This is a genomic window from Streptomyces sp. NPDC002640 (assembly GCF_053592575.1).
Genome location: NZ_JBSFVZ010000001.1, coordinates 72143 through 96747, shown reverse-complemented (window position 1 = coordinate 96747; position 24605 = coordinate 72143). Strand labels below are relative to the sequence as shown.

Sequence of the window (24605 nt, the reverse complement as noted above, 5' to 3'; positions counted from 1 at the left end):
TGACGGGCTCCCGGAGGAGCCCTGCCACGGGCCGCGGCCGTCTATGCGCCGGGGTGGGCGAGTTCGACGGTGTGGTCCTCGACGTCCTGGCGGACGGTCAGGGTGGTGGCCACCGGCGGGTAGCCCGTCGCGATGACGGTGTAGTCGCCGCTGTCCAGGTCGGCGAAGGCGTACACGCCGTCCTCGCCGGTGGTGGCGGTGCCGATCACGTTGCCCGCCGCGTCCAGGAGGGTGACCCGGGCGTCCGGCAGCGGGCCGTACGGCGAGCGCACCACGCCCTTGAGCTGGGAGCCCGCCTCCAGGGCGGCCTCCACGCGGGTGACCCCGGTGGTGCCGACCCGGACCGGCAGCGCGCTCGGCCGGAAGCCGCCCGCGTTGACCGCGACGGTGACGTCGCCCGGGACCACCGCGTCGAAGGCGAACTCGCCCTGCGCGTCGGTGGCGCCGGTGGCGACCAGGTCGCCGCGCACGTCCGTGACGATCACCATGGCGCCCGCCACCGGCTCACCGGTGGCCGCCGACCGGACCAGGCCGGTCAGGCCGCTGGTGCCGCTCAGCAGGATGTCGTACGACAGGGGCTCGCCGTTGACGGTGATGGTGGAGGCCTGCGGCTGGAAGCCGTCGGCGGAGGCGATCAGCACGTACGACCCGACGCCGGGGGCGTCGACCGCGTAGGCGCCGTCGGCCTGCGCGATGGCCCGGCCGAGCTGGCGGCCCTCCAGCGAGATCAGCGTGACCGCCGCGTGCGGCAGCGGGGCGCTCTCGGCGTTGCGCACGAACCCGTGCACCGGGAGGCCGGTGCGCTCCACGGCGGCCGTGGCGGCCACCGCGTCGGCTGCGGTGGCGGTGACGTCGCCGGCGGACGGGGCGGCGTGCTTCGGACCGGTCGGGACAGCCGGTGCGGCCGGGGCGGTAGAGGCCGCGGCCTCGCCGTCGGCGGGGACCGGGCCCGACGCCTCCTGCAGCGCGGAGTGCGTCTTCAGCGGGACTTCCTTGATGAAGATCGTCAGGACGAAGGCCAGCAGGGCGATCGGCGCCGAGATCAGGAAGATGTCGGCGATGCCGTGGCCGTAGGCGCTCTCCATCAGCTGGCGCAGCGGGCCGGGCAGCGCGGAGACGTCCGGGATGCTGTCGCTGGCGTCGCCGGAGCCCAGCGCCTGGGCGTACTTCGGCGGCAGGTCGGCCGCGCCCTCCTTGACGTACTCGCTGACCCGGTTGGCCAGCACCGCGCCGAAGGCGGAGACGCCGACCGCACCGCCCAGGGAGCGGAAGAAGTTGGCCACCGAGCTGGCCGCGCCGAGGTCGCTGGGGGCGACCTGGTTCTGCGCCGCCAGCAGCAGGTTCTGCATCATCATGCCGACGCCGACGCCCATCACGGCCATGAAGACCGCGACGTGCCAGTACGGGGTGTCGTAGCGGATGGTGCCCAGCAGGCCGAGGCCCGCGGCGAGCAGGAAGCCGCCGGCGACCAGCCAGGCCTTCCACTTGCCGGTGCGGGTGATCAGGTTGCCGGAGACGGTGGAGGAGACGAACAGGCCGCCGATCATCGGGATGGTCAGGACGCCGGACATGGTCGGCGACTCACCGCGCGCCAGCTGGAAGTACTGGGCGAAGAAGATGGTGCCGGCGAACATGCCGATGCCCACGAAGAGCGAGGCGAACGCGGAGAGCGTGACGGTGCGGTTGCGGAACAGCCGCAGCGGGATGATCGGCTCCGACGCCTTGGTCTCGACCAGCAGGAAGAGCAGGGTCAGCGCGATCGAGCCGCCGACCATGGCGTAGGTCTGCCAGGAGATCCACTCGTACTTGTCACCGGCGAAGGTGACCCAGAGCAGGATCAGGCAGGTCGCGGCGGCGACCAGGGTGGCGCCCAGCCAGTCGACCTTGACCTTGCGCCGGACCACGGGCAGGTGCAGCGTCTTCTGCAGCACGATCAGGGCGATCACGGCGAACGGGATGCCCACGTAGAAGCACCAGCGCCAGCCGAGGGACTCGGTGTCGGTGATGACGCCGCCCAGCAGCGGACCGCCCACGGTTGCGACCGCGAACACCGCGCCGAGGTAGCCGGCGTACTTGCCGCGTTCCCGCGGCGAAATGATCGAGGCCAGGATGACTTGGGACAGGGCGGCGAGACCGCCGCCGCCGATGCCCTGGAAGACGCGGAAGGCGATCAGCGTCTCCGGGTTCTGCGAGAAGCCCGCGCCGGCCGAGGCGACGACGAAGAGCACCAGGGCTATCTGGATCAGCAGCTTCTTGCTGAACAGGTCGGCCAGCTTGCCCCACAGCGGGGTGGAGGCCGTCATCGCCAGCAGCGAGGAGGTCACCACCCAGGTGTAGGCGGACTGGCCGCCCCCCAGGTCGGCGATGATCCGCGGCATCGCGTTGCCCACGATGGTGGACGAGATCATCGCCACGAACATGCCGAGCATCAGGCCCGACAGGGCTTCCAGGATCTCCCGGTGCGTCATCCGGACGCCGCCGGAGGTACCTCCCCCGCTTTCGGCGTCGGCCCGCACACCGGCCGGTGTGGTGGTTGCCATGCGTTTCCTCTGTCTGGTGTGTCTGCCGGGTGGATCCGACTACTGGGTGGTCGTGGTGCGACGGCAGTCGCCGAAGCTCTGCCGGAAGCGCTTCATCAGCAACGAGAACCGGGCGACGTCCTCGTCGCTCCAGTCGCCGAGCCGCTCGGAGAGCAGCGCGGTCGAACGGCGGGACAGCTCCGCGAGCTGCTCCAGGCCGGCGTCGCTGAGCCGCAGGATCCGCGAGCGCCGGTCGTCCGGGTCGGGGAGGCGTTCCACCCACCCCCGGTCGGCGACGTGGGAGACGTGCCGGCTGCACACGGACATGTCCACCGCGAGCAGCTCGGCGAGCCGGCTCAGGCGCATCTCCCCGTGCCGGTGCAGCACGGTCAGGACGGCGGCGGAGCCCGCGGGGCACTCGGGGGGCAGCTGCCGCCCCAGTTCCCGCTTGACGGCGCCGACGCCACTGAGCTGCCTCAGCAGCTCCTCGAGCTGCGCCTGCCTGGCCATCCGGCCCTCCTGGGGACGCCCTACCGATTCGTTGCTTAAAGCAACCGTAGGGAAAGTTGGTTGCAGTAGGCAAATGAAAACGATGTATGGCACACCAAAACTTGGCAAAGGCAAGTATTGCGAAAGTGAAGGTTAGGTAAGAGCGCAGGTCAGCGCGGTGCGGGCCGTCGTCGCGGGGGCGTGCGGCCCTCACGGGCCCCGCTGCCCGTCCTGCCGCCCGTCCTGTCACCCGCCGGGTCCCGCCCGGAGACCCGGTGGCGGACCGCACTTGGGCCGGGCCACCTGGATTCGCTAGGGTCCTGGACCATGGCTAACACCCAGGGCCCCCAGGGCAATTACGACCCGGCCGGCAGCACCCAGATGTTCCGCGCGTTCGTCGACGAGTCGCCGCAGGCGCGTCAGCCGCAGACGGCTTCCGCGGGACCCCGGATCGGCGTGATCCTCGGCATCGTCGCCGTTGTGGTGGTCGTCGCCGCGGTGGCGTGGCTGGCGCTCGCCTAGGGCCGGACCAGCGCGACCGGACGCGCACGACGCCGCCCGGGGCCCCGCCCCGGAACGCACCGAGATGACGCCAGGCCGCCGGACCCCCTCCTCGGGGGCCGGCGGCCTGGCGTTTCGTCGGTCCGGCGCGCGCGGCGCGGGATGGATCAGTCCGCGATCAGTCCCTCGCGGAGCTGCGCCAGCGTGCGGGTGAGCAGCCGGGAGACGTGCATCTGGGAGATGCCGACCTCCTCGCCGATCTGCGACTGGGTCATGTTGGCGAAGAACCGCAGCGTGATGATGCGGCGCTCCCGCGGCGGCAGCTTGGCCAGCAGCGGCTTCAGCGACTCCCGGTACTCCACGCCCTCCAGCGCGGTGTCCTCGTAGCCGAGGCGGTCGGCCAGCGAGCCCTCGCCGCCGTCGTCCTCGGGAGCGGGGGAGTCCAGCGAGGAGGCGGTGTACGCGTTGCCCACCGCGAGGCCGTCGACCACGTCCTCCTCGGAGACGCCGAGCACCGCGGCGAGCTCCGAGACGGTGGGCGAGCGGTCCAGCTTCTGCGAGAGCTCGTCGCTGGCCTTGGTGAGGGCCAGCCGGAGCTCCTGGAGGCGGCGCGGGACCCGCACCGACCACGAGGTGTCGCGGAAGAAGCGCTTGATCTCGCCCACGACCGTCGGCATCGCGAAGGTCGGGAACTCCACCCCGCGCTCGCAGTCGAACCGGTCGATCGCCTTGATCAGGCCGATGGTGCCGACCTGGACGATGTCCTCCATCGGCTCGTTGCGGCTGCGGAAGCGGGCCGCCGCGTACCGGACGAGGGGGAGGTTGAGCTCGATCAGGGTGTCCCGGACGTAGGCGCGCTCCGGGCTGTTCGCGTCGAGCGAGGCGAGCCGCAGGAACAGGGAGCGGGACAGCGTGCGGGTGTCGATGGCCGCCGGGGCGGCGGCGGGCGCCGGAACCGGCGCTTCGTCGAGGCCCGGGACATGGTCGAGCGCGTCGGGCGCGGACGCGCTCTTCGTGAGCGTGAGCACCTTCGAGCTGCCCTGGTCTGCGGACATGCCACCCCCTTTTGGGTCGCGGACGGTCGCGGCCGGCGCTCCGTCGGGGAGCGCAGCCTTCACCTGAATACCGGAGCCTGAGTCCCGGCAAACACGCTTCCCGAAGAATGTCACAAGTCGGCAACGCGCTGTAGTGACTTGTCGACATGTGACCGGCGAATAGGCGCAGCACAGAGGCCGTATGACGGCACGTCACGGCTCAACGGGGCACAGGGGGGCGCACCGTCGATTCCCTCGTGGGGGTTATGCCTCGATCCTGTTTGCGGACCTCAGTCGCTGGAAGGAACGGGCGAGCAGCCGCGACACGTGCATCTGGGAGACGCCCAGCTCCGCGCTGATCTGCGACTGCGTGAGGTTGTTGTAGTAGCGCAGCAGCAGGATGCGCTGCTCGCGCTCGGGGAGCTGGACCAGCAGGTGGCGGACCAGGTCGCGGTGCTCGACGCCGTCCAGTGCGGGGTCCTCGTAGCCGAGCCGGTCCAGCAGGCCGGGCATCCCGTCGCCCTCCTGCGCGGCCTCCAGCGAGGTCGCGTGGTACGAGCGGCCGGCCTCGATGCAGGTCAGGACCTCCTCCTCGGAGATCCGCAGCCGCTCGGCGATCTCGGCGGTGGTCGGGGAGCGGCCGAAGGCGGTGGTGAGGTCCTCGGTGGCGGCGTTCACCTGCACCCACAGTTCGTGCAGCCGGCGCGGGACGTGCACGGTGCGGACGTTGTCCCGGAAGTAGCGCTTGATCTCGCCGACGACGGTGGGCATGGCGAAGGTGGGGAACTGCACGCCGCGATCGGGGTCGAAGCGGTCGATGGCGTTGATCAGGCCGATGGTGCCGACCTGGACCACGTCCTCCATCGGCTCGTTGCGGCTGCGGAAGCGGGCGGCGGCGTACCGGACCAGGGGGAGGTTGGCCTCGATCAGGGCGCCGCGGACGCGGTCGTGCTCGGGGGTGCCCGGCTGGAGGTGCTTGAGCTGCCCGAAGAGCATCTGGGTCAGGGCCCTGGTGTCCGCGCCGCGGGTGGTGCGGGCGCGCTCGGGGCGGTCGGGCTGCTCCGCGACCACGGTGCGTTCCGCGACCGTGGTGCGTTCCGCGACGACGGCGCGGTCCCCGACGGTGGTGCGGTCCCCGACGGCGGCGCGGTCCCCAACGGTGGTGCGGTCCCCGACGGTGGCGCGGTCCGTGTGCGCGGTCCGTTCCGTCAGGGCGGTCCGTTCCGTGGGCGCGGTCCGTTCCGTGAGTGCCGTGAGCTCGGGCCGTTCCCCGCGCCCGGTGCTCTCGGCGCGGGGCGCGGGCTCCTGCGAGGGCACGGGAGGCGCAGTACTGGCCGGCACGGTCAACTCCACCTCGTCATCCATCAACACATCCGTCAAAAGCGGTCATAGCATCACAAGACGGAACAGAGGGCGCAAGCACCTGACCCCCTGACGTGTTGGTCCCGCGGCGGGCCCCACCGGCTCCGCCGAACCCTCCCGATCCCTGTCCCCGGCGCGCGAAGGAGCCCCCCGCCGGGGTCGGCGAGGGGCTCGGCAAGCGATCCGAAACGGTCAGAATTCGTAGTCGGCGATCACCCAGGTGGCGAACTCACGCCAGAGCGCGACGCCCGCCTGGTGCTCCGGGTGCTCGATGTAGACGCGGAGCGCCTCGGCGTCCTCGACGGCGGAGTTGATGGCGAAGTCGTAGGCGATGGGGCGGTCGCTGACGTTCCAGCCGCACTCCCAGAAGCGCAGCTCCGGGATCTTCCCGCCGAGCGAGGCGAAGAGCCGCGCCCCCTCGACGACGCGCGGGTCGTCCCGCTCGACACCGTCGTTGAGCTTGAAGAGGACCAGGTGGCGGATCACGGGAGCTCCCGGGTGCGCGGGGGCCGCGGGGCCGCTGCCGTCAGGCGCTGCCGCCGCCCCGGGCGACCCAGGTCATGAAGTCGCCGATGGCGGAGGCGGCCGCGGAGATGCCCTCGAAGCCCATTTCGACATAGCCGGCAGCGGTGTGGGGGTCGGTGATGATCACGTAGAGCGCGAACACCACGACGATGCCCAGTCCTATCGACTTCGCGTTCGCCGCCACCGCGGTCCCTCCCCCGTGCCGCCCGCCGACCTGCTGCCGCCGGGGAGTCTATCCGTGCGCTCCCGTGCCGACGCAACGTGTGCGCGCCCTCCCGGCGCCCACCGCCGCCCACGTGCCCCGGCGATCACTTCCGGCCACCGGGTGGTCACGCTTGGTGACGTTCGTTGTACGGTGCGCGAGAGGATCACGCGGCGGGGGCGCCGTGCGTGCCGAGTGCGTGTCGAGTGCGCGTCACGAAGGGTGGAGCGATGGTGGACCAGTCCGCCGGGATGCGGCTGAACCAGCTTCCGGCCGAGCCGGGCGGGGCACCGGGAGGTCCGGATCTGGCCTCCTCGCCCGCGGAGAAGAAGGCCGCCGCGCGGGCGATCGAGCAGCACATCGAGCCCGGGACGCGGAAGGCGGGGAGCCGGGCCGACGAGGACACCGAGGTCGCGGTCAAGGCGTTCGGTGCCAAGGACGGCGATGGCTGGGTGACCGCGAAAGGGCTGAGGAAGGTCGCGACCACGTGGGATGCGCAGGTGAAGAACCTGATGGAGCGGCTGGCCTCCGAGAAGGCCTCGTTGCGGGCCGCCGACAACGTCCTCACCGGCACCGACCTGGCGGTGGGCGGCAGCGCCCGCCGGATGTCCACCCTCGACCAGTTCTGAGACCGACGGGCGACCACCATGCCGACGTACCACGAGATCATGACCACCGACCTCTCCGCGCTCACGACCGCCGCGGGGAGCTGGGACGCGATGGCCGCGGAGTTCACCGAGCAGGAGAAGGCCTACCGGCGTGACGTGGACGGCATCTCGATGGGTAGGGGCTGGTCGGGGCTGAGCGCCGAGGCGGCGAACGGCAGGTTCCACGTCACCCTGCGGGAGTTCGGGTCCGCACAGACCGAGGCCAAGGCGGTGGCCTCGCTGCTGCGCGACGCGCACACCCAGTTCGTCGAGCTGCGCGGCAAGCTGAAGGCCGCCCGGCAGGAGGCCGTCGACGCAGGCATGAAGGTGTCCGAACAGGGATTCGTCAGCTTCGACACCGCGCGACTGACCGACGAGGAGCGCCGGGTGGTCCACCAGGATCCCGGCCACGCGGAGGCCGCCCGCTCGTGGCAGGAGCGCCTGCAGGGGATCGTGCGGCAGGTGACGGACGCCGACGAGGGGGTGCGGATCGCGCTGCGGGCCGTGGTGGTGGACGCCGACCCGGTGTCCGGCGGCAGGGGCTTCAACGGTCAGGCGCAGGGCGACGTCGAGAAGTACGAGGGGGAGACGGCCGAGGAGGCGCTGGAGCGGCTGGGCAACGGGGAGACACTGTCCGACAAGGAGATCGCCGACCTCCACCGCGCCTTCCGCGACAACCAGGACGACCCGGCCTTCTCCCGCACGCTCCTGGACGGCCTCGGCGCCGACGGCACGATCAGGCTCACCAACGAGCTGAACGACCTCATCCACGTCCACGGCGGCGATCACGTCGCCGACCACAGGGCGATCGAGACCGGCCTGGCGAACGCGCTGGCCTCCGCCACCCGGGACACCGCCTCGCCGTGGTACCGGGAGTGGCGCGAGGACATGCGGGAGGCCGGCGTCGAGCGCCATGCAACGGATGCCCAGGGCGCCCGGCTCGACAAGGCGGTGGGCTACCAGTCCCTTGTCACGCTCATGCAGCACGGGGACGGCTACTCGGCCCGGATGCTCTCGGACCTGACCGACGACATGATCGCCGCGGAGAAGAAGAACCCCGACATCTGGCAGCTCAAGCACGAGTACAGCGGTGCGCGGGACGGCTGGTTCGCCAACGACCCGGTCGACGGCATGCTCGGCATCATGAGCCACGACCCGGACACCGCGGCCCGGTACCTCGGCGACGACCAGCGCATGAAGTACCTGGTCACCGAGCGGAACTGGGACGTCGTCCTGCACGAACGCGAGGGGGCGAAGGCGAGCACCTACGCGCCCGGCCTGGACGGCGACGACCACAAGGGCTTCGGCGCGGCCCTGCTCGCCGGCGCCACCGGCATCGACCCCTCCGACCCGAACGCGCGTGCGGTGGAGCACACCGACAGCAACAAGGACGTACTCCGGACGGCGCTCAAGCACTTCGCGGAGAGCGGGGACGATTTCCCGCCATCCATGAGGGAGCCGATGGCGACGATCCTCGTCAACCACGGGGAGACCGTGCACACGGCGATGAGCGAGGTCGACATCGCCGGGTCCCCGCTGGACCAGACCCAACTCGTCGAGGTCGCCGCGCAGGTGTCGAAGGACCAGGACGCCTACAGCGTGCTGAACGCCGGGATGAACCAGGCGATCGTGTCCGACATCAGGGACGACGGTACGACGGAGTCCAAGGAGTCGCTCATCCGAGCCGGTCGCACGGTTGGTTTCCTCGAGGAGGCCCGCACACAGGCCCAGGGTGACCCGGAGGTCGCGGAGTTCAAGGGCAAGCCGGTGCTCGACACGCTCATCAGCTACATCCCGGTGGGCAGCGAGCCGACCCAGCAGGCCGTCGACTACGTCACGGAACAGTGGCTGGGGGACGAGCAGAAGCGGCTCGAGGAGGAGAAGAAGGAACAGAACGTGGCCGATTACTCAAAACGCAACGGCCAGTTGATGGCTCTCGCCGCCGAGTGGGAGGCGACGCACAAGCGGGACGAGAACACACCGTTCGACACCCAGACCGAGATCGATTCCGCTGCGAACAATGGAATCGATCACGCGCAGGGGGTTTCGGGCCAGTGACGCACACCGTGCGCTTCCGGGTATTCGGTCTTGTCATCCTGCTGGTCGGTGTTGCTGTTACAGGTTGCAATGAGACCGATGAGGCATTGCCTGCCGAGATCTGCGGTACCAAGGCCAACGCCGGACTGGTGGAGCCGTTGGTCGCGGACGGCGGGGATTGGAACGAGTTCAACAGGGTGGACCGCAAGAGGTCAGTGACAGCGCCCTGTGTCCTGCTGTCCGGGCGCGATCCGGTGCTCGAATTCCGCTTCTCCTGGACGAAGGACAAGCCGGACCTCCTGTATCTGGCGGGTACTGGGACGGTGAGTGGGGTGCGCGATCCGCAGCCCGTGGACCTGGCCGAGGACGCGGTGGTCGGCGCCGACGGCGCGATCGTCACGGCTTCCTGTGAGAAGAGGGACACCGACTACTTCACGCTCGGTCTCCAGTTGCCGCGAGTAGAAGTGAGGGACCCAGGTCACCGTGAGGACATCGAGCGGTTCATGCGGGAGTACTTCCCGGCGACGGTGAAGACGCTGGACTGCCGTTGACAATGAACAGCGCGGCCAGGCGGGGGAGCCGACGGGTCATCTCCTGGTCGTCGTCGAAGTCGAAGTCTTCCCCCATGTCCGCCTCGCCCCTCTCCGTGTCCGGACGTGCCGCTGCCTCGAAGTCGCGCCACGCGTCGTAGAAGGCGTCCTCATCGCCGGTGATCCGCTTGTAGGCCCCGCTGGCGATGTAATTCATGTCCTCGTAGAACAGATCTCCCGGACGGTCCGGGCCCGGGGGCGTCTGTGCCACCAGAGGGTGCGTGAAGGACGAAGGGCCCGGTCCATTGGACCGGGCCCTTCATCTATCAGCGGTAGCGGAGGGATTTGAACCCTCGGTGACTTGCGCCACACTCGCTTTCGAGGCGAGCTCCTTCGGCCGCTCGGACACGCTACCGAGGGAGACTTTACAGCACGCTGGGCGCTGCGCAGAAATCCGTATCCGCGACCGGCTCCAGGCCAGGTCAGCGGGCGCGGAAGAAGTCCGTGAGCAGCGTCGCGCACGCGTCGGCGAGGACGCCCTCGATCACCTCGGGCCGGTGGTTGAGGCGGCGGTCGCGGACCAGGTCCCACAGGGAGCCGGCGGCGCCCGCCTTGTCGTCGCGGGCGCCGTAGACGACCCGGTCGACGCGGGACTGGACCAGCGCCCCGGCGCACATCACGCACGGCTCCAGGGTCACCACCAGCGTGCAGCCGGGCAGGCGCCACTCCCCCCGCGCCGCGGCGGCGCGGCGCAGGGCCAGCACCTCGGCGTGGGCGGTGGGGTCGCCGGTGGCCTCGCGCTCGTTGTGGGCGGCGGACAGCACCGTGACGCCGTCGGGGGCGAGCACGACCGCGCCCACGGGGACGTCGCCCCCGGGCAGCGCGGCCCGTGCCTGTTCCAGCGCGAGGCCCATGACGGACCGCCACGGATCGCGGACAGGGTCGGTACGGCTCCGCCCCGCGCCCGGGAGGGGGCGCGGGGCGGTCGGGTCGTTGGTCACACGGGGACGTTAGCGGACCGTCTCCAGGACCTCGGAGGCGCCGAGGGTCTCGGCGATGGCGTTGAGCGCGTCGTCCGCCTCCAGCGAGCGCAGCTCCTTCTCGGTGACGCCGAGGTCCTCGAGGATCTCGCCGTCACCGACCGGTCCGTGCGGCACGGGGCCGCCACCGGTCACGCCGTCGTCGTCATCGGTTTCGTCGGCCAGTTCCTGCGGCTCTCCGTCCTCGGTGCCGTCCAGGTCCAGCGCGTCCAGGTCGGTGGTGTCGTCCTCCTCCGGCTCGCGGCCGAGCACGTCGTCGGTGAGCAGGATCTCGCCGTACGAGCTGCGGCGGGCGGCCGCGGCGTTCGACACGTAGATGCGAGGGTCGTCCTCACCGTCCACGCGGACGACGCCGAACCAGGCGTCCTCCTGCTCGATCAGCACCAGCACCGTGTCGTCGTCGGGCGAGGCTTCGCGGGCCAGATCGGCCAGGTCCGCCAGGGTTTCCACATCGTCGAGCTCCGTGTCGCTCGCTTTCCACCCGTCTTCGGAGCGCGCGAGCAGTGCGGCGAAGTACACCGTGACTCTCCCACTGGTCATAGGCGTGCCGGTTGGGGGTCCCCCCGGCGGGGTCGCGGGCGGGGCACCGAGGTGTACGAGGACCCGCCCACTCGGAATCGTGGCAGAAACCTCGCGCCCAGGGGATGTCTTCGACCGGCTGTGTCTGGCTCTTTTGATCGTGACCGGCAGCGGACACCCTTTCCGCGCCGGGCGCGTCGCGGTGCGCCTACCAGCGGAAGGTGCTCATGCGCAGGGCGTGGCGCAGGCGTGCCGCCTTGGCGCGGCGCGGCTGCACGCGGTCGCGCAGCTCGCGCGCCTCGGCCAGGTCACGCAGGAACTGGGCCCGGCGGCGGCGCCGTTCCTCGTCCGTCTCGGGGGGCCGGACCGGCCGGGGCGGGGGCAGCGGTTCCTCGCTGGTGCGGCGCGTGCCGGTGGACGCGGCGCCGGCGCGGGGACGGGACGTGGTGTCCGCCCGTGAGCGGGAGGCGGTGCCGGCCCGGGGCGCGGGTTCCGCACCTGTGCGCGACGCCGCCGCGGCCCGCGAGCGGGAGGTCCCTGCGGCGCCGGCGCGCGCCTTCGGCTGCTCCGACTGCTTCGGCTGCTTCGGTTCCTCGGCGTGGGACTCGGCCCCTGCCCCGGCCTGTGCCGCCGCGCCCCGTGCCGTCCGTGCGCGCGCCGGCTGCGGTCGGGCCGCCTGCCGCCGGGGCTGCTGCTCTCGGGAACTGCGGTCGGGCACAGTGTCACCACCCCGGTCCGTTACGTCCGTGTTCCTTCCGCCTTCCCCCGGGCGGCGTATTCGATGCCGCCCCGTCCGCCCGGGCGCCTCCCCGCGGAGGAGCGGACGGGCTGGTGGGTGGGGTCCTCGTGCCCGGTTACTGTGGAGCAATGCGTCTCCACGTCGTCGACCACCCGCTGGTCGCCCACAAGCTCTCGACCCTGCGCGACCGGCGCACCGATTCCGCGACCTTCCGTCGGCTCGCCGACGAGCTCGTCACCCTGCTGGCCTACGAGGCCACCCGTGACGTGCGCACCGAGCAGGTCGAGATCGAGACCCCGGTGGCCACCACCACCGGTACCCGCCTGTCCCACCCGCGCCCCCTGGTGGTGCCGATCCTCCGGGCCGGCCTGGGCATGCTGGACGGCATGGTCCGGCTGCTGCCGACCGCCGAGGTGGGCTTCCTCGGCATGGTGCGCAACGAGGAGACGCTGACCGCTTCCACCTACGCCACCCGCATGCCGGAGGACCTCTCCGGGCGCCAGGTGTATGTGCTGGACCCGATGCTGGCCACGGGCGGCACGCTGGTCGCGGCCATCCGCGAGCTGATCGACCGCGGCGCCGACGACGTCACGGCCGTGGTGCTGCTGGCCGCGCCGGAGGGCGTCGAGGTCATGGAGCGGGACCTGGCGGACGTGCCGGTCACCGTGGTCACCGCCTCGATCGACGAGCGGCTCAACGAGAACGGCTACATCGTGCCGGGCCTCGGCGACGCGGGCGACCGCATGTACGGCGCGGCCGAGTAGTCCGAGCCGCCCGGCGCGGCCCCGCTCCCGCCCCGTCCTCGGCGGGCCCGCCCCACGACACCGCCCTCCCCGGCGGAACCCGGCCCGGTGCCGGTTCCACCGCGGAGGGCGCGCGTATGTCCGCCCGGAGTCACCGCACGTCAGCGGCTGCTTCGGTGCCCGCACGCCAGCGTCGACTTTGGTGCCGGCACGCCGGCAGTTGCCTCGGTGCCGGCACGCCGGCGCTTGCCTCGGTGCCCGAACGGCAGCGGTTGCTTCGGTGGCCCCACGCCCGACAGCCCCGCCCCGCTCCGCCCCGCGCGCTGCCTCACCACGACCAGGCCAGGCCAGGCCAGGCCAGGCCAGGCCCGGCCGTGGTGAGGCCCGGGCCGTCGTCGCCTCAGCAGGCCTGCCGGGACGCCTTCGGCGTCGGCGTCGGCTTCGGCTCCGGCGCGGTCAACGCGGCCAGCGCCTTCTCGGCCGCGGCGGGCGCGGCCAGGTCCTTGAACCCGTCGCCGATGATCAGGTCGACCACCGGGGTCTTCGCCTTCTCGTCCGGCTCACGCGCCGCGTCCGGCCGGAGCTCGGCGCCGGCGAGCTGCGTGCCGAGCACCGGCAGCACCGTGTCGGCGGTCTCGGGGCCGCCCCGCAGCAGCCCTGCGCTCTTGACCTTCTTGTCGTACTCCTTGGGCGCGTTGCCCACCTCGCCGATCTGGAAGCCGCGCTTCTTCAGCTCGTCGGCGGTCTTCTTGGCCAGCCCGCCACGGGTGGTCGCGTTCAGCACGTTGACGGTGATCCCGTCGGGCCGGGGATAGGCCTTCGCCGGGGTGGGCGACGGGCTCGGGCGCGTGGCGCACAGGGCCGTCGCGCCGGCCGCCGACGCCTCGTCGCCGCCGGTGAAGACGTCGATCAGCTGCAGCGTGCCCCAGCCGAGCAGCCCGAGCAGGGCGACGGGGAGCGCGGTCAGCGCGACGACTCTGCGGCGCTTCTTGGGCCGCCGCATACGGGGGTAGGTCTTCCCCGTCACGCGGTACCGGCCACCCATGCCGGGTGGGGTCAGCATGCTCATGAGCGCAGCGTAGTGCGCACGGCCGGGGATGCCTACAAGACGATCATCATCCTGGCGGGAGTCAACCCGAAAGGGGCAACAGCTGCCGCCGGTCAGTCCAGTTCGAGCACGCGGGCGTGCAGGACCTGGCGCTGCTGGAGCGCGGCGCGGACCGCGCGGTGCAGGCCGTCCTCCAGGTAGAGGTCGCCCCGCCACTTCACGACGTGCGCGAAGAGGTCGCCGTAGAAGGTGGAGTCCTCGGCGAGGAGGGTCTCGAGGTCGAGCTGGCCCTTGGTCGTCACGAGCTGATCGAGGCGGACCGGGCGCGGCGCGACGTCCGCCCACTGCCGGGTGCTCTCCCGGCCGTGATCGGGGTACGGCCGGCCGTTTCCGATGCGCTTGAAGATCACACGGAAAGCCTACCGGGGATGGTGCGCTCGGCGCAGCCACTGGAGGTGAACCGTGCCCTTACGGGCGCGGACGGACCGGCCCCGCGGGGGGCCGGACCACCCCGAGACGCCCGGTGCCCCGCGGGGCCGGACACCTGGGACGCTCCGCTACGTGGCCTTGGCCGCCTTCGCGGCCTTGGCGGCGGCCTTCATCTCCTGCTTGTGGGCGCGGACCTTCGTCAGCGAGTCGGGGCCGGTGATGTCCGCCACCGAGCGGTAGGAGCCCTCCTCGCCGTACCCGCCGGCCGCCTCGCGCCAGCCCTCGGGACGGACGCCGAGCTGCTTGCCGAGCAGGGCGAGGAAGATCTGCGCCTTCTGCGCGCCGAACCCCGGCAGCTCCTTGAGCCGCTTCAGCAGCTCCTTGCCGCTCGCGACGTCCCGCCAGACGTTCTCGGCATCCCCGTCGTAGTGCTCCACCAGGTACTGGCAGAGCTGCTGGATGCGCCCGGCCATCGAGCCGGGGTAGCGGTGCACGGCCGGCTTCTCGGAGAGCAGCGCGGCGAAGGCCTCCGGGTCGTGGGCGGCGATGTCGTGGGCGTCCAGGTCGTCCGCGCCCATCCGGTCGGCGATGGTGCGCGGCCCCTTGAACGCCCACTCCATCGGGACCTGCTGGTCGAGCAGCATGCCGACCAGCGCGGCGAGGGGGCTGCGGCCGAGCAGTTCGTCGGCCGGGGGGTCCTGGGCGAGGTGGAGAGTGACGTCCATGCCCCGATGATCCCGCGCCCCACCCCGTCCCGCTCCCCGGCCCCCCGCTCTTTGAGGTTCCACCGGCGGGAGGGAGCCGGGTCACCGGGCGGTGGCAGAGGCGGGGGCCGGGGAGCCGGGAGGAGCGGGCGGAGGGATCAGGGCCGCTCGACGCGGTCGCCGTCGATCCGCTCCGGCTCCGGCACGGCCGCCCGCTGCTCCGGCACCGCCGTAGCCGCGGTGGCGGACCCCTCGCGGCGCCGGGCCGCGGCGCGGGACAGCGCCATCGCCACCGGCTGGGTGTAGCGCGCGGTGAGGGGACCGACGATCACCAGGATCAGGACGTACGCCGTGGCCAGCGGGCCGAGCCGGGGCTCGATGCCGGAGGTCACCGCGAGCCCGGCGATCACGATGGAGAACTCGCCGCGCGCCACCAGCGTGCCGCCGGCCCGCCAGCGGCCGTTGACCGAGATCCCGGCCCGCCGGGCCGCCCAGTAGCCGGTGGCGATCTTGGTGAGGGCGGTGACCACGGCCAGCGCCAGCGCCGGCAGCAGCACCGGCGGGATCGCGGCCGGGTCGGTGTGGAGGCCGAAGAAGACGAAGAACACCGCGGCGAACAGGTCCCGCAGCGGCGAGAGCAGATGGTGCGCGCCCTCCGCCGCCTCACCGGACAGGGCGATGCCGACGAGGAACGCGCCGACCGCCGCCGACACCTGGAGCTGCTGGGCGATGCCGGCCACCAGCAGGGTCAGGCCCAGCACCACCAGCAGCAGCTTCTCCGGGTCCTGGTGCGAGACGAAGCGGGAGATGTGCCGCCCGAACCGGACCGCCAGGAAGAGCACCAGTCCGGCGACGCCCAGGGCGATCGCCAGGGTCACGCTGCCCGCGGCGAGGCCGGTGCCGGCCAGCAGGGCGGTGATGATCGGCAGGTAGACGGCCATCGACAGGTCCTCGAGGACCAGGATGCTCAGGATCACCGGGGTCTCCCGGTTGCCGACCCGTCCGAGGTCGTTCAGCACCTTGGCGATGACGCCGGAGGACGAGATCCAGGTGACGCCCGCGAGCACCACCGCCGCCACCGGGCCCCAGCCCAGCAGCAGCGCCATCGCGGCGCCCGGCAGCGCGTTGAGCGCCATGTCGACCAGACCGGCCGGGTACTGCGTCTTCAGGTTGGTGACCAGGTCGGTCGCGGTGTACTCCAAGCCCAGCATCAGCAGGAGCAGGATCACCCCGATCTCCGCGCCGATCGCCACGAACTCCTCGCTCGCGCCGAGCGGCAGCAGCCCGCCCTCGCCGAAGGCGAGGCCCGCCAGGAGATAAAGGGGAATGGGGGAGAACTGGAACCGGCCGGCGAACCGGCCGAGGAGGCCCAGCCCGAGGATGATGGCGCCGAACTCGATCAGGAACGTCGCGGTCGAGTGCACTCGATCACTCCTGCCCGAGAATCGCCGCGGCGGCTTCCACGCCCTCGCGGGTGCCGATCACGATCAGGATGTCGCCGCCCGCGAGACGGAAGTCCGGGGCGGGCGAGGGGTACGCCTGGGTGCTGCGCATCACCGCGACGATCGACGCACCGGTGCGCGTCCGCATCTGCGTCTCGCCCAGGCACCGGCCGTTCCACCGGGCGGTGCCGGAGAGTTCGATGCGCTCGGCGACCAGGCCGAGGTCGTTGGCGGAGAGCAGGCTGGGGCTGTGGTGGGTCGGCATGAGCGCGTCGACCAGCGCCGTGGACTCACCCGGGGTGAGGTGGAGCGACACCTCGGCGGCGTCCGGGTCGTCCTTGCGGTAGGCGGTGAGCGTGCGGCTGCCGTCGCGCTGGGCCACGACCGAGATGCAGCGGTGCTCCCGTGTGGTCAGGTCGTACCGCACCCCGATTCCTGGGAGGGGCGTGCTGCTGAGGCGTGGAATACCCACGGCAGTCCCTTTCGCGTACGTTCGTCCGGTTTCGTACCGGACGGTATGTGTAATAGGCAGGTAAAGCCTGCCCAGCCACCTTAGGTGACCGCACGCGAAGCCGGGTCTGGTCCGGGCCGCGGCCGAACCGCCCCCGCCCCGCGGGCGGGGCCGCGGGGCGGGGGTTCCGTCGGGTCAGGCCGGTTCGACCGGCATCCACAGCTCGCAGGTCGCGGTGGAGAAGTCCTCCGCCCGCTCCAGCACGGCGACGATCGACGGCCCCGGCCGCAGCCGCCACGGGTTGGAGGGGAACCACTCGGTCGCGGTCGCCGCCCAGGTCGTCTGCAGCGCCTGCGGGTGCGGGCCCGAGCTGCGGAACACCGCCCAGGTGCCGGCCGGGACGTCGATCACGTCCAGGTCTCCGGGGACGGAGGCGTCCTCGGGTACGGCGACGCCGTGCAGGTAGGTCAGCTCGCTGCCCTCCGCCGCGTCCGGGGCGACGTCGGCGGTGACCTGCAACAGGCCCTCCGGCTCCGTGGCGCCGAGGGCCTTGAGCCGCCCGTGCTCCTCCACCGGCAGCGAGGCGATGTGGCGCTGGATGTGCGGATTGACGCCCTGGTGGATCAGCGGGACCCGGGCCGCGTGGCCGATCAGGCGGAACGCGGGGCGGTCGGTGAGGCGGGTGTCCATGGGGGTGCTCCCTTCGACGGTCAGGCGGAACCTGAGGTGGGGTTGGGTCCGAAGGGGGCCTCCGTCGCGGCGGACCTCACCGGGACCGGCGCCGTGCACCGCCCGGAACGCCCGCCCGAACGCCTCGGCGGAGCCGTAGCCGTGCCGGACGGCGATGCCCAGCAGGTCCTCGCCGCCCCGGATCACGTCCGCGGCGGCGACCGTCATGCGGCGGCGCCGGACGTACTCCGACAACGGCATGCCGGCCAGCGACGAGAACATCCGGCGCAGGTGGTACTCCGTCGTCCCGAGCCCGCGGGCGACGGCGGTCACGTCGAGGTCCTCGGTGAGGTGTTCCTCGACCAGGTCGACCAGCTTGTTGAGTGCCGAGATCACGAGGCCTCCTTCCGGCAACCACCCTGCCGGTGCGCGCCCGGCCGCCGCCCGATCGTTACGGTCCGGTCCGATCAGCCTGCCGGTTCCGCGCCACCACCGGCCGGTGAACGTCGAAGGGCCCCACCGCGAACGGTGGGGCCCTTCGACATCGTGCCCGGTGAGGCACTGGCGGAGGATACGAGATTCGAACTCGTGAGGGGTTGCCCCCAACACGCTTTCCAAATGTTCGTCCGGGGGTTCGGGGCAGGTCACAGGAATCCTGACCTGCGGCGGAGTACTCAGTCCGGACTCGTCCGGACTGGCCCGGACGTGGGTGAATGAGACCAGAACTGAGACCAGTCGGTCCAGCGATTGGAGGGCGGCGAACCGTACCAGGGGCGCGGCTGCGGCTGGGTGAGTAGACGTGAATCTCCACCCCTCTTGCCGAGGCGGCAGCGCTTGCAGGGGCTGGGGCATACGATCGTTTCTTCACCGAGGGTGGAGTGGCCGGCTTCTGGGCGGGTCAGCGGTGATTTTTTTGCGAGGGGGTATGTTTTGGCCACTTTTGCGCACATGAAAGAACGGACGGTCTACTTCTACGAAGTGGTAGTCGTCAGGAATGGTGAAGGCAGGCGACTGCCTCAGCAGCTCGACTGGGACGCGACCTTGGCGGAGCTGTCCAGGGCGCCTGTCGGGGAGCGCACCTACGAGGGTGAAGCGCGTCTGGTCGGAACTATCGCCACCCACAACGAACAGGACCACCTCCTGTTGCACCGGGTTAAGGACGCAGGTGAGTGGCTCTCGGTGGTGAATTGGGTGACTGGTGACCTCCGGGAGCTGGAGCAGAATGCTCAGGAGGGCTACCTGGACACCTCGGTCATCTGCTTTCTGCCGTTCGGCAACATCGTCGGAATCATGCCGGGCAGCCGTTCCGCGCCGAGTCACCGAGGGCTGGAGGCGTGGCTGAACGGGCTCGCCATTTTCCCGGATACTCAGTTCGCAGTACGGCCCGTCGTTGCTCACGCTGAGATCGAGCGTCTGAAGACCGCCACGAGCGCCAGCCGCGTCGAGATCAAGTTGATGGGCAACAAGATGGGAGCGCTGAGCCAGCGCACTGGGCGCCTTGCCCGGACTTTCCGTACTGCTGGCGAGTCCTACGGAGAGATCAACGTGACGATGATCATTTCGGTGCCTCGGGGCAAGAAGCACGAGGGGAACCGGCAGGCTCTGCTTGCTGATCTTGAAGAGATCTCGGACGTTGTGACGGGCGCAGAGATGGCACGCGCGAGGCTCGTGTACAGCGATCCAGGCGGTCCAGAGCGGACGCAGCTCGTTGAGTTGGTCGAGCACAACATCACGGCCAAGAAGCGCGTACCTGCAACGGATGAAGAAGGTAACTCAATCAGGATCGTGTCAGCAGTGGATGCCATCCTTGTGGCGGCGGCCGAGCATCAGGACGCTCTGCGGATGGCGGTGGACGCAGGGGACAGGTGATCGCGGCGCGGACCATGGGGGCAACGTGAGCGTACGCGACACGATCGAGGACGTCTGGGCCAGCCATCTGTGGCTGGACTATCTGGTCGCCGGAGCAGCTCTTGGTGCCCATCTTCTCGTGGTACGGAGCACGGACTCAGGAGACTGGCTGAGCTGGATCGATTCCTCGCAGCGCACTGATCTCTACGCGGCAGCGGCTGGTGTGATGTCGGCCATCGGGGGACTTAGCGCCATCGCCATCTCCCTGTACACGGCTGCCAACGGCGAGAGACTCCGTGCGGTGCGCATACAGCACCACGCTGAGCTGAGGCGTAGCTGGCGCAGCATGCTTCAGTCGACTGCCTTGTGCTGCGTTCTTCTGCTGATGGCCCTGTCGTTGGATCGAGACGGTGACCCACTGTCCGTCCGCTTCGTCTTCGAGTTCACTCTGGCCTTCGCTGCTCTCAGGTTCGCGCGGCTAATCTGGCTCTTCAACAGCATCATGGGCCTAGCAGACGCTGACCTGACGGAACCGGACCCGCCACCTATGCCAGTGCGGGATCCGAGATGGGCTGAGCGGCGTCAAAATCGCTATGTCATCTAGGGTCCGTTCTCAAAGATCATCTGGGTGATAGACCATGGTGTCGTGGTACGTCGTCATGAACTCACTCACCGGGAGTGGGAGTTGCTCGCTCCGCTGATGCCGACCTGCTCGTCGCCGCGGCCACGCTGCACGACGTCGGCTACGCGCCCCGGCTCGCGGTGACCGGCTTCCACCCGCTGGTCAGGGCACGGTTCCTCCGTGACGAGCACAAGGCCGACGAGTGGCTCACGAGGTTGGTCGCGAACCACTCGTTCGCCCTGCTGGAGTCCGAGGAACGTGGGCTGCAGGACGAACTCGTGGTGGAATTCCCGCTGCTTGATGAGCCGCTTCTGGTGGACGCGCTCGTGTACGACATGACGACCACACCCGACGGAGACAGGACGACTGCCCAGGAGCGCGTGGCGGAGATCCTGGGCCGCTAGTGTCGCGGCGGCGCTGGAGGAGGATGGCTCCGCTGTCGTCGACCACCAGCAGGTTGCTGGCAGGGATGAGGGGTTAGCCTTGGGCGCGTCGGGATCGTTGTAGTACTCAGTTCTGCCCATACGTGGCGTACCCCTCCTGGGTTGGTGTCTCGGGCGTCCACGGCTTCGCGCTGGCCCAGACTGCGTCGAAGCTTTGAGCGTAGTTGTCGTACCAGCCGCCTTCGACGCTCTTCCTGAGGTGGAGAAGGGGGTTGGCGCTGGCGGGGCGCCCCCAGACATGTGGGTTGGCCAGAAGGTTCTCGTCGTACAGGAACAGCGACGTGTACAAGGTCGCGTCGTGCAGCCGTACCTCGCATCCCGGAGTGCCGAGAAGGGGGCGGTAGTAGGTGAGGGGACGCGCGGATCTTCGCCGCGAGAGTGTCTCCGATGCCTTCCTCCCGGCCCCGGACGGCGACCGCCCCGCCGACCGGGGCACCGAAGCACAGCCGGACAACATCCCGGGCGGCCTGGGTACGAGCGCCCAGCCGGCACGCCCCGCCGCTGAGTGGGCGTGCCAGCGTAGGCGTCTACCCGAGCCGTTCAGCAGCTGCCGCTGATCTCCTGGGTCACTCCTCCACAAGACGGATTGCCATCACGGTCCCGTCAGCGCGGATGGACACCACGTTCCATTGCCCAGACGTGCTGCGATCGGGCCATTGCCCGCGGAGGTCGTGTACCTCGCGGCGGTATTCGTTGACGCGGCCGTGGTGGAGGTGCTCGTACAGACTCCTCTCGAGGCCGGAGAACGCCTCCACACGGGTGCCGTTGAGGCGGTAGATGTGGTCGGTGCCGACGAAGTCGATGCCGTGGATGGCGTGCTTCGTATCTCGCAGTTTCACCGTGTCGGTGCGGGCGTCGTGCAGGAAGTGGCGGTGTCCTTGTTCCTTGGTCAGGTACTGGGCGGTGGGCCTGCCGCCTCCGGTGAAGGCTGTGAGCGTGGCTGCTTCCGTCCGTGCGAGCACAATGCTGAACCACGCGTAGGAGTTCGGCAGCACCTGAAAGCCTGGGACGGTCGCCTCGCCGCGGTCAGTGGATCGCACGACGTCGGGCACGCGATTGTCCTGCTCCAGTACCAGGTCCAGGTCGGCTCCGGATTCCTCTCCGGGAGTTTGGAGAAGGGACATGCCTGGCTTCTCGAGGGCGTGCAGGGCGAGGGACTCCGTGGCGGGGATCTCGGTTCCTATGAGCAGGTACGGGACGGTGCCGTAGGGCCCGATGTGCACCGACTCGACGTGGGCACTGGCCGTGCTCAGCTGTTTGTGTACCTGATGGGCGCTGCTGTGCGTGCCCTTCGAGGCGAGGAGGAGGACCTTGGACGGCTGCCCCGGTTGCCAGGCTTCGACGAAGAAGTGCGGCCGTCGCTGGAGAGGCTCCGGACGCCGGCCGTTGCCCGACCCGGTCAGCGCCCAGCCCGCCTTCAGGGCGATGTCCGCCGGGATTACGGAGACCGAGTGGTCGGGGTACCGGGACCTCACGATTTTCTCGGCCAACAGCGAGGCGAAGCCGGTGCCGATTTCTCCGGACTGGGTGGCCTTGTAGAAGCGCAGAAGATCACGGCCCTCGGACGACAGCTGCAGGTAGCGGCCTCGGTTGGCTTCCAGGGCTTGGACGTAGCGGAGACAGCCCCAATGCTCGGCGAGTCCCCGCCCCGCGCCCTGGCGGGCCGAAGCAGCACCGAGGCCGATGGCGTGGATGACCTGCCAGGGGGTGAGCCCCAGTGATCGCGGTGCCCTCGCGACGGCTCGGTAGTCGGTGCGTCGGCGCAGCGGACCACGCCCATCGTCGATGCGCTTTTCGTCCTCTTCCGCCGCAGCCTTGGTGACCTGGGCAGCGAGTTCGGTGGATGAGCGGACCTGGACGTGGGAGGTGGTGCTGAGCTCGTGGAGGATCTCGGCAACAGCTTTGGGATCGCCCTCGTTCACCTGCAGTCCTTCCGTCGACGTCGTGTGGCGTGAGCCGGAGGACGGTAGGACGGGGCAGGGGGGCGCAAACAAGTACGCAGGAGAGGCGCACGCCGGGGTTCGACCAAATCCGACGGCAACGAACCCGCCCTCACTCATGAGGAGGCCCGCTACCTGTCGGGCACCCACATCTCAAGAGTGGTGCAGTCCAGGTAGGTGGCCGCCGCGGTGTAGGACTGTCGCCGGGCACCCGAGGACACCACGGGCCTGTGCACGGCCCTGGCAGAGCTGACTGCCCAGCGTCGTGACACTGACCCTCACACCTTGCCGATCACGGCGTCGATGACGGTCCCAAGCGCCGAACAACGGAACCCCGTGTCGTCGTCGAGCATCTCGGCGGAGGCGTCGTTGAACATGGCGGGGGTGGCGCGGACGAAGGGGCTGGTCCAGGCGCCGGCCTTGAGCTCGTAGCGGCCAGGCCCGGAGCGGGTGGAACACCACTCCCAGGTGTTGCCGCAGAGGTCGTAGACCCCGTACGGGGAGACTCCGCTGTGGTATCGGCTCACGGGAGTGGTGGAGCCGATGCCACTCTCGCGGGAGTTGCACTTGGCCGGGGTGGCGTTGTTGCCCCACGGGTAAGTGTCGCCGCGTGTGCCTCGGGCAGCCTTCTCCCATTGCTGGGCGGTCGGCAGTTCTTTGCCCGCCCATGCGGCGTACGCGGCGGCGTCGTGCCAGGTCACGAAGACGACGGGATGGTCGAGGATGGCCTCGGGAGGCGTGCCGCGGTTCCAATGCTGAGGCGGAGTATGACCGGTAGCCGTCACGAAGCGCGCGTAGTCGCTGTTGGTGACCGGGAAGACGTCGATGTAGAACGACGGGAGCCAGGCCGGCTCGTTCCTCTCGCCGTACAAGAACGTGCCCGCCTCCACCAATGCCATCTTCTTGCCGTCGCGGGGGTGGCGGACCTGGTGGTGTTGCGGCTCGAACCCGGGGCTTGGGCTCTGTTGCGTGGGGAGCACCGTGCCCAGTGAGCGGGCGAGGCTGGCGAACCGCTCGTGGACCTCGGGCGGTGAGCCGGCGAGGAGAGTGTCCAGGGCCGCTTGGTTCACCTGCCTGAGCCGGATCGTGTCCTTGCGTGCTTCCCACTTGGACACCATGCGGTCGCTGACGCCGAGACGGGCTGCGAACTCCTCGGTGCTCATCCGCGATGCCTCGCGTAAGGCCCGGACCTCCAGCCCGGACCACCGCTCAACTGTCGCCACTGCAGGACTCCTTGTTACGGGTCGGCCCTGCTCAGCCTAGCCAGTGTGCACCCGGCTTCGGAGCGTTACAGCAAGTCGCCTTCGATCTCCGTGTACTCCTTCCGGAGCGTGTCGATGATCGCGTGGGACTCCGGCAGCGGGATGCCGTCGATGGAGCGGATGGAACGGACACCGATCGCCGCGTTGGTCGCGAATGCGGCATCCATGTCAGTCAGGTCGCTCAGCCGGACCGAGCGGGTCTCATGGCCGTGGGTGGCCTTCAGAAGCTCCATGGTCACCCCGACCAGGCAGTCGGCATTCGGCCAGATCACACGGCTCCCGTTGAAGAAGCCGATGTTCCAGGTGCCTCCCTCGGAGATCACGCCCTCCTGGTCGACGAAGAGCGCGTCATCAAAGCCCTGCAATTGTGCCTGGCGGCGGTGGTGCAGCGTCGCGAAGAGGCCGACGCTCTTGACGCTCGGCACGTCGCGCACATAGGTCCTGCTCCCCACTGCGAGGGGCGGGAGGGGAAGGGCGCCGGCCGGCCGGGAGGTCACCAGGATGTGCGGGTCATCTGCCTTGCTCGGTTGTCCGAGGTCGAGGCTGGGATCGAAGACCGTGACGCGGATCGTCGTCGATCCTGTGGGGGGAGCGACACGCCTGACCAGTGCGCGGACGCGCTCCGGGTCGAGGGCAACGCCGAAGAGCTGTCGGCAGTCGCGTTCGAGGCGCTCCAAGTGCAGGCTCAGGCCACGGACGCGCCCGTCGTCCATCCGCATGGAAGTGAAGTGGCCGTAGTTGGTCAGGGCCAGGTTCTGAAGCTGGGTCGCCGTGACCGGTTCTCCGTTGAGTTCTGCCATGCGGCCAGAGTGCCACCTCGCTCGCGTGGTCCAGCCGCGAACGGCCTGGCCAGGGGCACA

At 70.3% G+C, this 24605-nt stretch carries 26 protein-coding genes, 1 tRNA gene and 3 pseudogenes; 8 read left to right on the top strand and 22 right to left on the bottom strand.

Annotation, left to right across the window (positions count from 1 at the left end):
• Positions 1 to 41: 41 nt before the first annotated feature.
• Both ACWD3O_RS00450 and ACWD3O_RS00445 read right to left on the bottom strand, forming a co-directional pair.
• Positions 42 to 2540, bottom strand: coding sequence for an MFS transporter (locus tag ACWD3O_RS00450; RefSeq protein WP_451414396.1), 2499 nt, complete (start codon positions 2538 to 2540; stop codon positions 42 to 44).
• Between the two features lie 39 nt (positions 2541 to 2579).
• Entirely contained in the window at positions 2580 to 3029 is a 450-nt protein-coding gene (locus tag ACWD3O_RS00445) for a MarR family winged helix-turn-helix transcriptional regulator (RefSeq protein WP_451413040.1), read from the bottom strand.
• Between the two features lie 306 nt (positions 3030 to 3335).
• Here ACWD3O_RS00445 and ACWD3O_RS00440 point away from each other — a divergent pair, with 306 nt between their 5' ends.
• Positions 3336 to 3530: a hypothetical protein gene (locus ACWD3O_RS00440; RefSeq protein WP_451413039.1), complete on the top strand. Its 195-nt coding sequence runs from the start codon at positions 3336 to 3338 to the stop codon at positions 3528 to 3530.
• 146 nt (positions 3531 to 3676) lie between these two features.
• Here the strand turns inward: ACWD3O_RS00440 and ACWD3O_RS00435 are convergent, their stop codons facing one another.
• From ACWD3O_RS00435 to ACWD3O_RS00420, 4 genes are all read right to left on the bottom strand, one after another.
• On the bottom strand, positions 3677 to 4564 hold the full coding sequence (locus tag ACWD3O_RS00435) for an RNA polymerase sigma factor SigF (RefSeq protein ID WP_451414395.1): 888 nt from the start codon (positions 4562 to 4564) through the stop codon (positions 3677 to 3679).
• Positions 4565 to 4807: 243 nt separating this feature from the next.
• A complete protein-coding gene (locus ACWD3O_RS00430; protein WP_451414637.1) occupies positions 4808 to 5614 on the bottom strand; it encodes an RNA polymerase sigma factor SigF in 807 nt (268 codons plus the stop codon).
• A 483-nt stretch (positions 5615 to 6097) separates the two neighbouring features.
• The gene (locus tag ACWD3O_RS00425) at positions 6098 to 6391 is read right to left on the bottom strand and encodes a Dabb family protein (protein ID WP_451413036.1); all 294 of its coding nucleotides are present in this window, start codon (positions 6389 to 6391) and stop codon (positions 6098 to 6100) included.
• Between the two features lie 40 nt (positions 6392 to 6431).
• A complete protein-coding gene (locus tag ACWD3O_RS00420) occupies positions 6432 to 6614 on the bottom strand; it encodes a hypothetical protein (protein ID WP_451413035.1) in 183 nt (60 codons plus the stop codon).
• 248 nt (positions 6615 to 6862) lie between these two features.
• Between ACWD3O_RS00420 and ACWD3O_RS00415 the strand changes: the two genes are divergently transcribed.
• Genes ACWD3O_RS00415 through ACWD3O_RS00405 form a run of 3 tightly spaced genes read left to right on the top strand, consistent with a single transcriptional unit; the run spans position 6863 to position 9867 of the window.
• On the top strand, positions 6863 to 7261 hold the full coding sequence (locus ACWD3O_RS00415; RefSeq protein ID WP_451414394.1) for a hypothetical protein: 399 nt from the start codon (positions 6863 to 6865) through the stop codon (positions 7259 to 7261).
• Between the two features lie 39 nt (positions 7262 to 7300).
• Positions 7301 to 9337, top strand: a complete 2037-nt coding sequence (locus ACWD3O_RS00410; protein WP_451414393.1) for a hypothetical protein — start codon at positions 7301 to 7303, stop codon at positions 9335 to 9337.
• On the top strand, positions 9334 to 9867 hold the full coding sequence (locus tag ACWD3O_RS00405; protein ID WP_451414392.1) for a hypothetical protein: 534 nt from the start codon (positions 9334 to 9336) through the stop codon (positions 9865 to 9867). The genes ACWD3O_RS00410 and ACWD3O_RS00405 overlap by 4 nt, the downstream gene beginning before the upstream one ends.
• On the opposite strand, the gene ACWD3O_RS00400 is transcribed toward ACWD3O_RS00405, so the two are convergent.
• From ACWD3O_RS00400 to ACWD3O_RS00380, 5 genes are all read right to left on the bottom strand, one after another.
• Positions 9818 to 10063 (bottom strand): hypothetical protein, encoded by a 246-nt coding sequence (locus tag ACWD3O_RS00400; protein ID WP_451414391.1) that lies wholly within the window; start codon positions 10061 to 10063, stop codon positions 9818 to 9820. The two genes, ACWD3O_RS00405 and ACWD3O_RS00400, sit on opposite strands and share 50 nt — an antisense overlap.
• A 113-nt stretch (positions 10064 to 10176) precedes the next feature.
• Positions 10177 to 10261: transfer RNA gene (locus tag ACWD3O_RS00395), tRNA-Ser, on the bottom strand.
• Between the two features lie 67 nt (positions 10262 to 10328).
• Positions 10329 to 10760, bottom strand: a complete 432-nt coding sequence (tadA, locus tag ACWD3O_RS00390) for a tRNA adenosine(34) deaminase TadA (RefSeq protein WP_451413053.1) — start codon at positions 10758 to 10760, stop codon at positions 10329 to 10331.
• Between the two features lie 96 nt (positions 10761 to 10856).
• Positions 10857 to 11405, bottom strand: coding sequence for a tRNA adenosine deaminase-associated protein (locus ACWD3O_RS00385; RefSeq protein ID WP_451414636.1), 549 nt, complete (start codon positions 11403 to 11405; stop codon positions 10857 to 10859).
• 208 nt (positions 11406 to 11613) lie between these two features.
• A complete protein-coding gene (locus tag ACWD3O_RS00380; RefSeq protein WP_451414390.1) occupies positions 11614 to 12123 on the bottom strand; it encodes a response regulator in 510 nt (169 codons plus the stop codon).
• Positions 12124 to 12272: 149 nt separating this feature from the next.
• Here ACWD3O_RS00380 and upp point away from each other — a divergent pair, with 149 nt between their 5' ends.
• Positions 12273 to 12908, top strand: coding sequence for a uracil phosphoribosyltransferase (gene upp, locus ACWD3O_RS00375; protein ID WP_356132399.1), 636 nt, complete (start codon positions 12273 to 12275; stop codon positions 12906 to 12908).
• 379 nt (positions 12909 to 13287) lie between these two features.
• Here upp and ACWD3O_RS00370 read toward each other — a convergent pair whose 3' ends face one another.
• The 6 genes from ACWD3O_RS00370 to ACWD3O_RS00345 all read right to left on the bottom strand — a co-directional run bounded on the left by ACWD3O_RS00370 (position 13288) and on the right by ACWD3O_RS00345 (position 18026).
• Positions 13288 to 13956 carry a LytR C-terminal domain-containing protein gene (locus ACWD3O_RS00370; protein ID WP_451414389.1) on the bottom strand — a complete coding sequence of 223 codons (669 nt, stop codon included), beginning with the start codon at positions 13954 to 13956 and terminating at the stop codon, positions 13288 to 13290.
• Positions 13957 to 14048: 92 nt separating this feature from the next.
• Positions 14049 to 14345 carry a type II toxin-antitoxin system VapB family antitoxin gene (locus tag ACWD3O_RS00365; RefSeq protein WP_003949502.1) on the bottom strand — a complete coding sequence of 99 codons (297 nt, stop codon included), beginning with the start codon at positions 14343 to 14345 and terminating at the stop codon, positions 14049 to 14051.
• 147 nt (positions 14346 to 14492) lie between these two features.
• Positions 14493 to 15089 (bottom strand): HhH-GPD-type base excision DNA repair protein, encoded by a 597-nt coding sequence (locus tag ACWD3O_RS00360; RefSeq protein ID WP_451414388.1) that lies wholly within the window; start codon positions 15087 to 15089, stop codon positions 14493 to 14495.
• Between the two features lie 137 nt (positions 15090 to 15226).
• Positions 15227 to 16492, bottom strand: a complete 1266-nt coding sequence (locus ACWD3O_RS00355) for a cation:proton antiporter (RefSeq protein WP_451413027.1) — start codon at positions 16490 to 16492, stop codon at positions 15227 to 15229.
• Positions 16493 to 16496: 4 nt separating this feature from the next.
• On the bottom strand, positions 16497 to 16982 hold the full coding sequence (locus tag ACWD3O_RS00350; protein WP_451413026.1) for a cation:proton antiporter regulatory subunit: 486 nt from the start codon (positions 16980 to 16982) through the stop codon (positions 16497 to 16499).
• 174 nt (positions 16983 to 17156) lie between these two features.
• The gene (locus tag ACWD3O_RS00345) at positions 17157 to 18026 is read right to left on the bottom strand and encodes an AraC family transcriptional regulator (protein WP_451414387.1); all 870 of its coding nucleotides are present in this window, start codon (positions 18024 to 18026) and stop codon (positions 17157 to 17159) included.
• A 552-nt stretch (positions 18027 to 18578) separates the two neighbouring features.
• Between ACWD3O_RS00345 and ACWD3O_RS00340 the strand changes: the two genes are divergently transcribed.
• From ACWD3O_RS00340 to ACWD3O_RS00330, 3 genes and pseudogenes are all read left to right on the top strand, one after another.
• Entirely contained in the window at positions 18579 to 19499 is a 921-nt protein-coding gene (locus ACWD3O_RS00340; RefSeq protein ID WP_451414386.1) for a hypothetical protein, read from the top strand.
• A 25-nt stretch (positions 19500 to 19524) separates the two neighbouring features.
• Entirely contained in the window at positions 19525 to 20082 is a 558-nt protein-coding gene (locus tag ACWD3O_RS00335; RefSeq protein WP_451414385.1) for a hypothetical protein, read from the top strand.
• Between the two features lie 74 nt (positions 20083 to 20156).
• Positions 20157 to 20501 (top strand): annotated as a pseudogene (locus ACWD3O_RS00330) (HD domain-containing protein); the annotation flags it as partial.
• A 1-nt stretch (position 20502) separates the two neighbouring features.
• On the opposite strand, the pseudogene ACWD3O_RS00325 reads toward ACWD3O_RS00330, so the two are convergent.
• The 5 genes and pseudogenes from ACWD3O_RS00325 to ACWD3O_RS00305 all read right to left on the bottom strand — a co-directional run.
• Positions 20503 to 20624, bottom strand: a pseudogene (locus ACWD3O_RS00325) (NUDIX hydrolase); the annotation flags it as partial.
• Positions 20611 to 20995: pseudogene (locus tag ACWD3O_RS00320) on the bottom strand (XRE family transcriptional regulator); the annotation flags it as partial. The pseudogenes ACWD3O_RS00325 and ACWD3O_RS00320, both read right to left, overlap by 14 nt.
• 114 nt (positions 20996 to 21109) lie before the next feature.
• The gene (locus ACWD3O_RS00315; RefSeq protein ID WP_451414384.1) at positions 21110 to 22465 is read right to left on the bottom strand and encodes a hypothetical protein; all 1356 of its coding nucleotides are present in this window, start codon (positions 22463 to 22465) and stop codon (positions 21110 to 21112) included.
• Between the two features lie 296 nt (positions 22466 to 22761).
• Positions 22762 to 23706, bottom strand: coding sequence for an SUMF1/EgtB/PvdO family nonheme iron enzyme (locus ACWD3O_RS00310; protein WP_451414383.1), 945 nt, complete (start codon positions 23704 to 23706; stop codon positions 22762 to 22764).
• 65 nt (positions 23707 to 23771) lie between these two features.
• Complete coding sequence (locus ACWD3O_RS00305; protein ID WP_451414382.1) at positions 23772 to 24545, bottom strand: aminotransferase class IV family protein; 774 nt, start codon at positions 24543 to 24545, stop codon at positions 23772 to 23774.
• Positions 24546 to 24605: the final 60 nt, after the last annotated feature.

Bases quoted from the DNA above. Each gene is read 5' to 3' on its own strand.
- ACWD3O_RS00340 (WP_451414386.1), top strand. From the start codon at position 18,579: ATGAAAGAACGGACGGTCTACTTCTACGAAGTGGTAGTCGTCAGGAAT.
- ACWD3O_RS00360 (WP_451414388.1), bottom strand. From the start codon at position 15,089: ATGGACGTCACTCTCCACCTCGCCCAGGACCCCCCGGCCGACGAACTG.
- ACWD3O_RS00370 (WP_451414389.1), bottom strand. From the start codon at position 13,956: ATGAGCATGCTGACCCCACCCGGCATGGGTGGCCGGTACCGCGTGACG.
- ACWD3O_RS00410 (WP_451414393.1), top strand. From the start codon at position 7,301: ATGACCACCGACCTCTCCGCGCTCACGACCGCCGCGGGGAGCTGGGAC.
- upp (WP_356132399.1), top strand. From the start codon at position 12,273: ATGCGTCTCCACGTCGTCGACCACCCGCTGGTCGCCCACAAGCTCTCG.
- ACWD3O_RS00435 (WP_451414395.1), bottom strand. From the start codon at position 4,564: ATGTCCGCAGACCAGGGCAGCTCGAAGGTGCTCACGCTCACGAAGAGC.
- ACWD3O_RS00305 (WP_451414382.1), bottom strand. From the start codon at position 24,545: ATGGCAGAACTCAACGGAGAACCGGTCACGGCGACCCAGCTTCAGAAC.
- ACWD3O_RS00415 (WP_451414394.1), top strand. From the start codon at position 6,863: ATGGTGGACCAGTCCGCCGGGATGCGGCTGAACCAGCTTCCGGCCGAG.
- ACWD3O_RS00440 (WP_451413039.1), top strand. From the start codon at position 3,336: ATGGCTAACACCCAGGGCCCCCAGGGCAATTACGACCCGGCCGGCAGC.
- ACWD3O_RS00400 (WP_451414391.1), bottom strand. From the start codon at position 10,063: ATGAATTACATCGCCAGCGGGGCCTACAAGCGGATCACCGGCGATGAG.
- ACWD3O_RS00450 (WP_451414396.1), bottom strand. From the start codon at position 2,540: ATGGCAACCACCACACCGGCCGGTGTGCGGGCCGACGCCGAAAGCGGG.
- tadA (WP_451413053.1), bottom strand. From the start codon at position 10,760: ATGGGCCTCGCGCTGGAACAGGCACGGGCCGCGCTGCCCGGGGGCGAC.
- ACWD3O_RS00445 (WP_451413040.1), bottom strand. From the start codon at position 3,029: ATGGCCAGGCAGGCGCAGCTCGAGGAGCTGCTGAGGCAGCTCAGTGGC.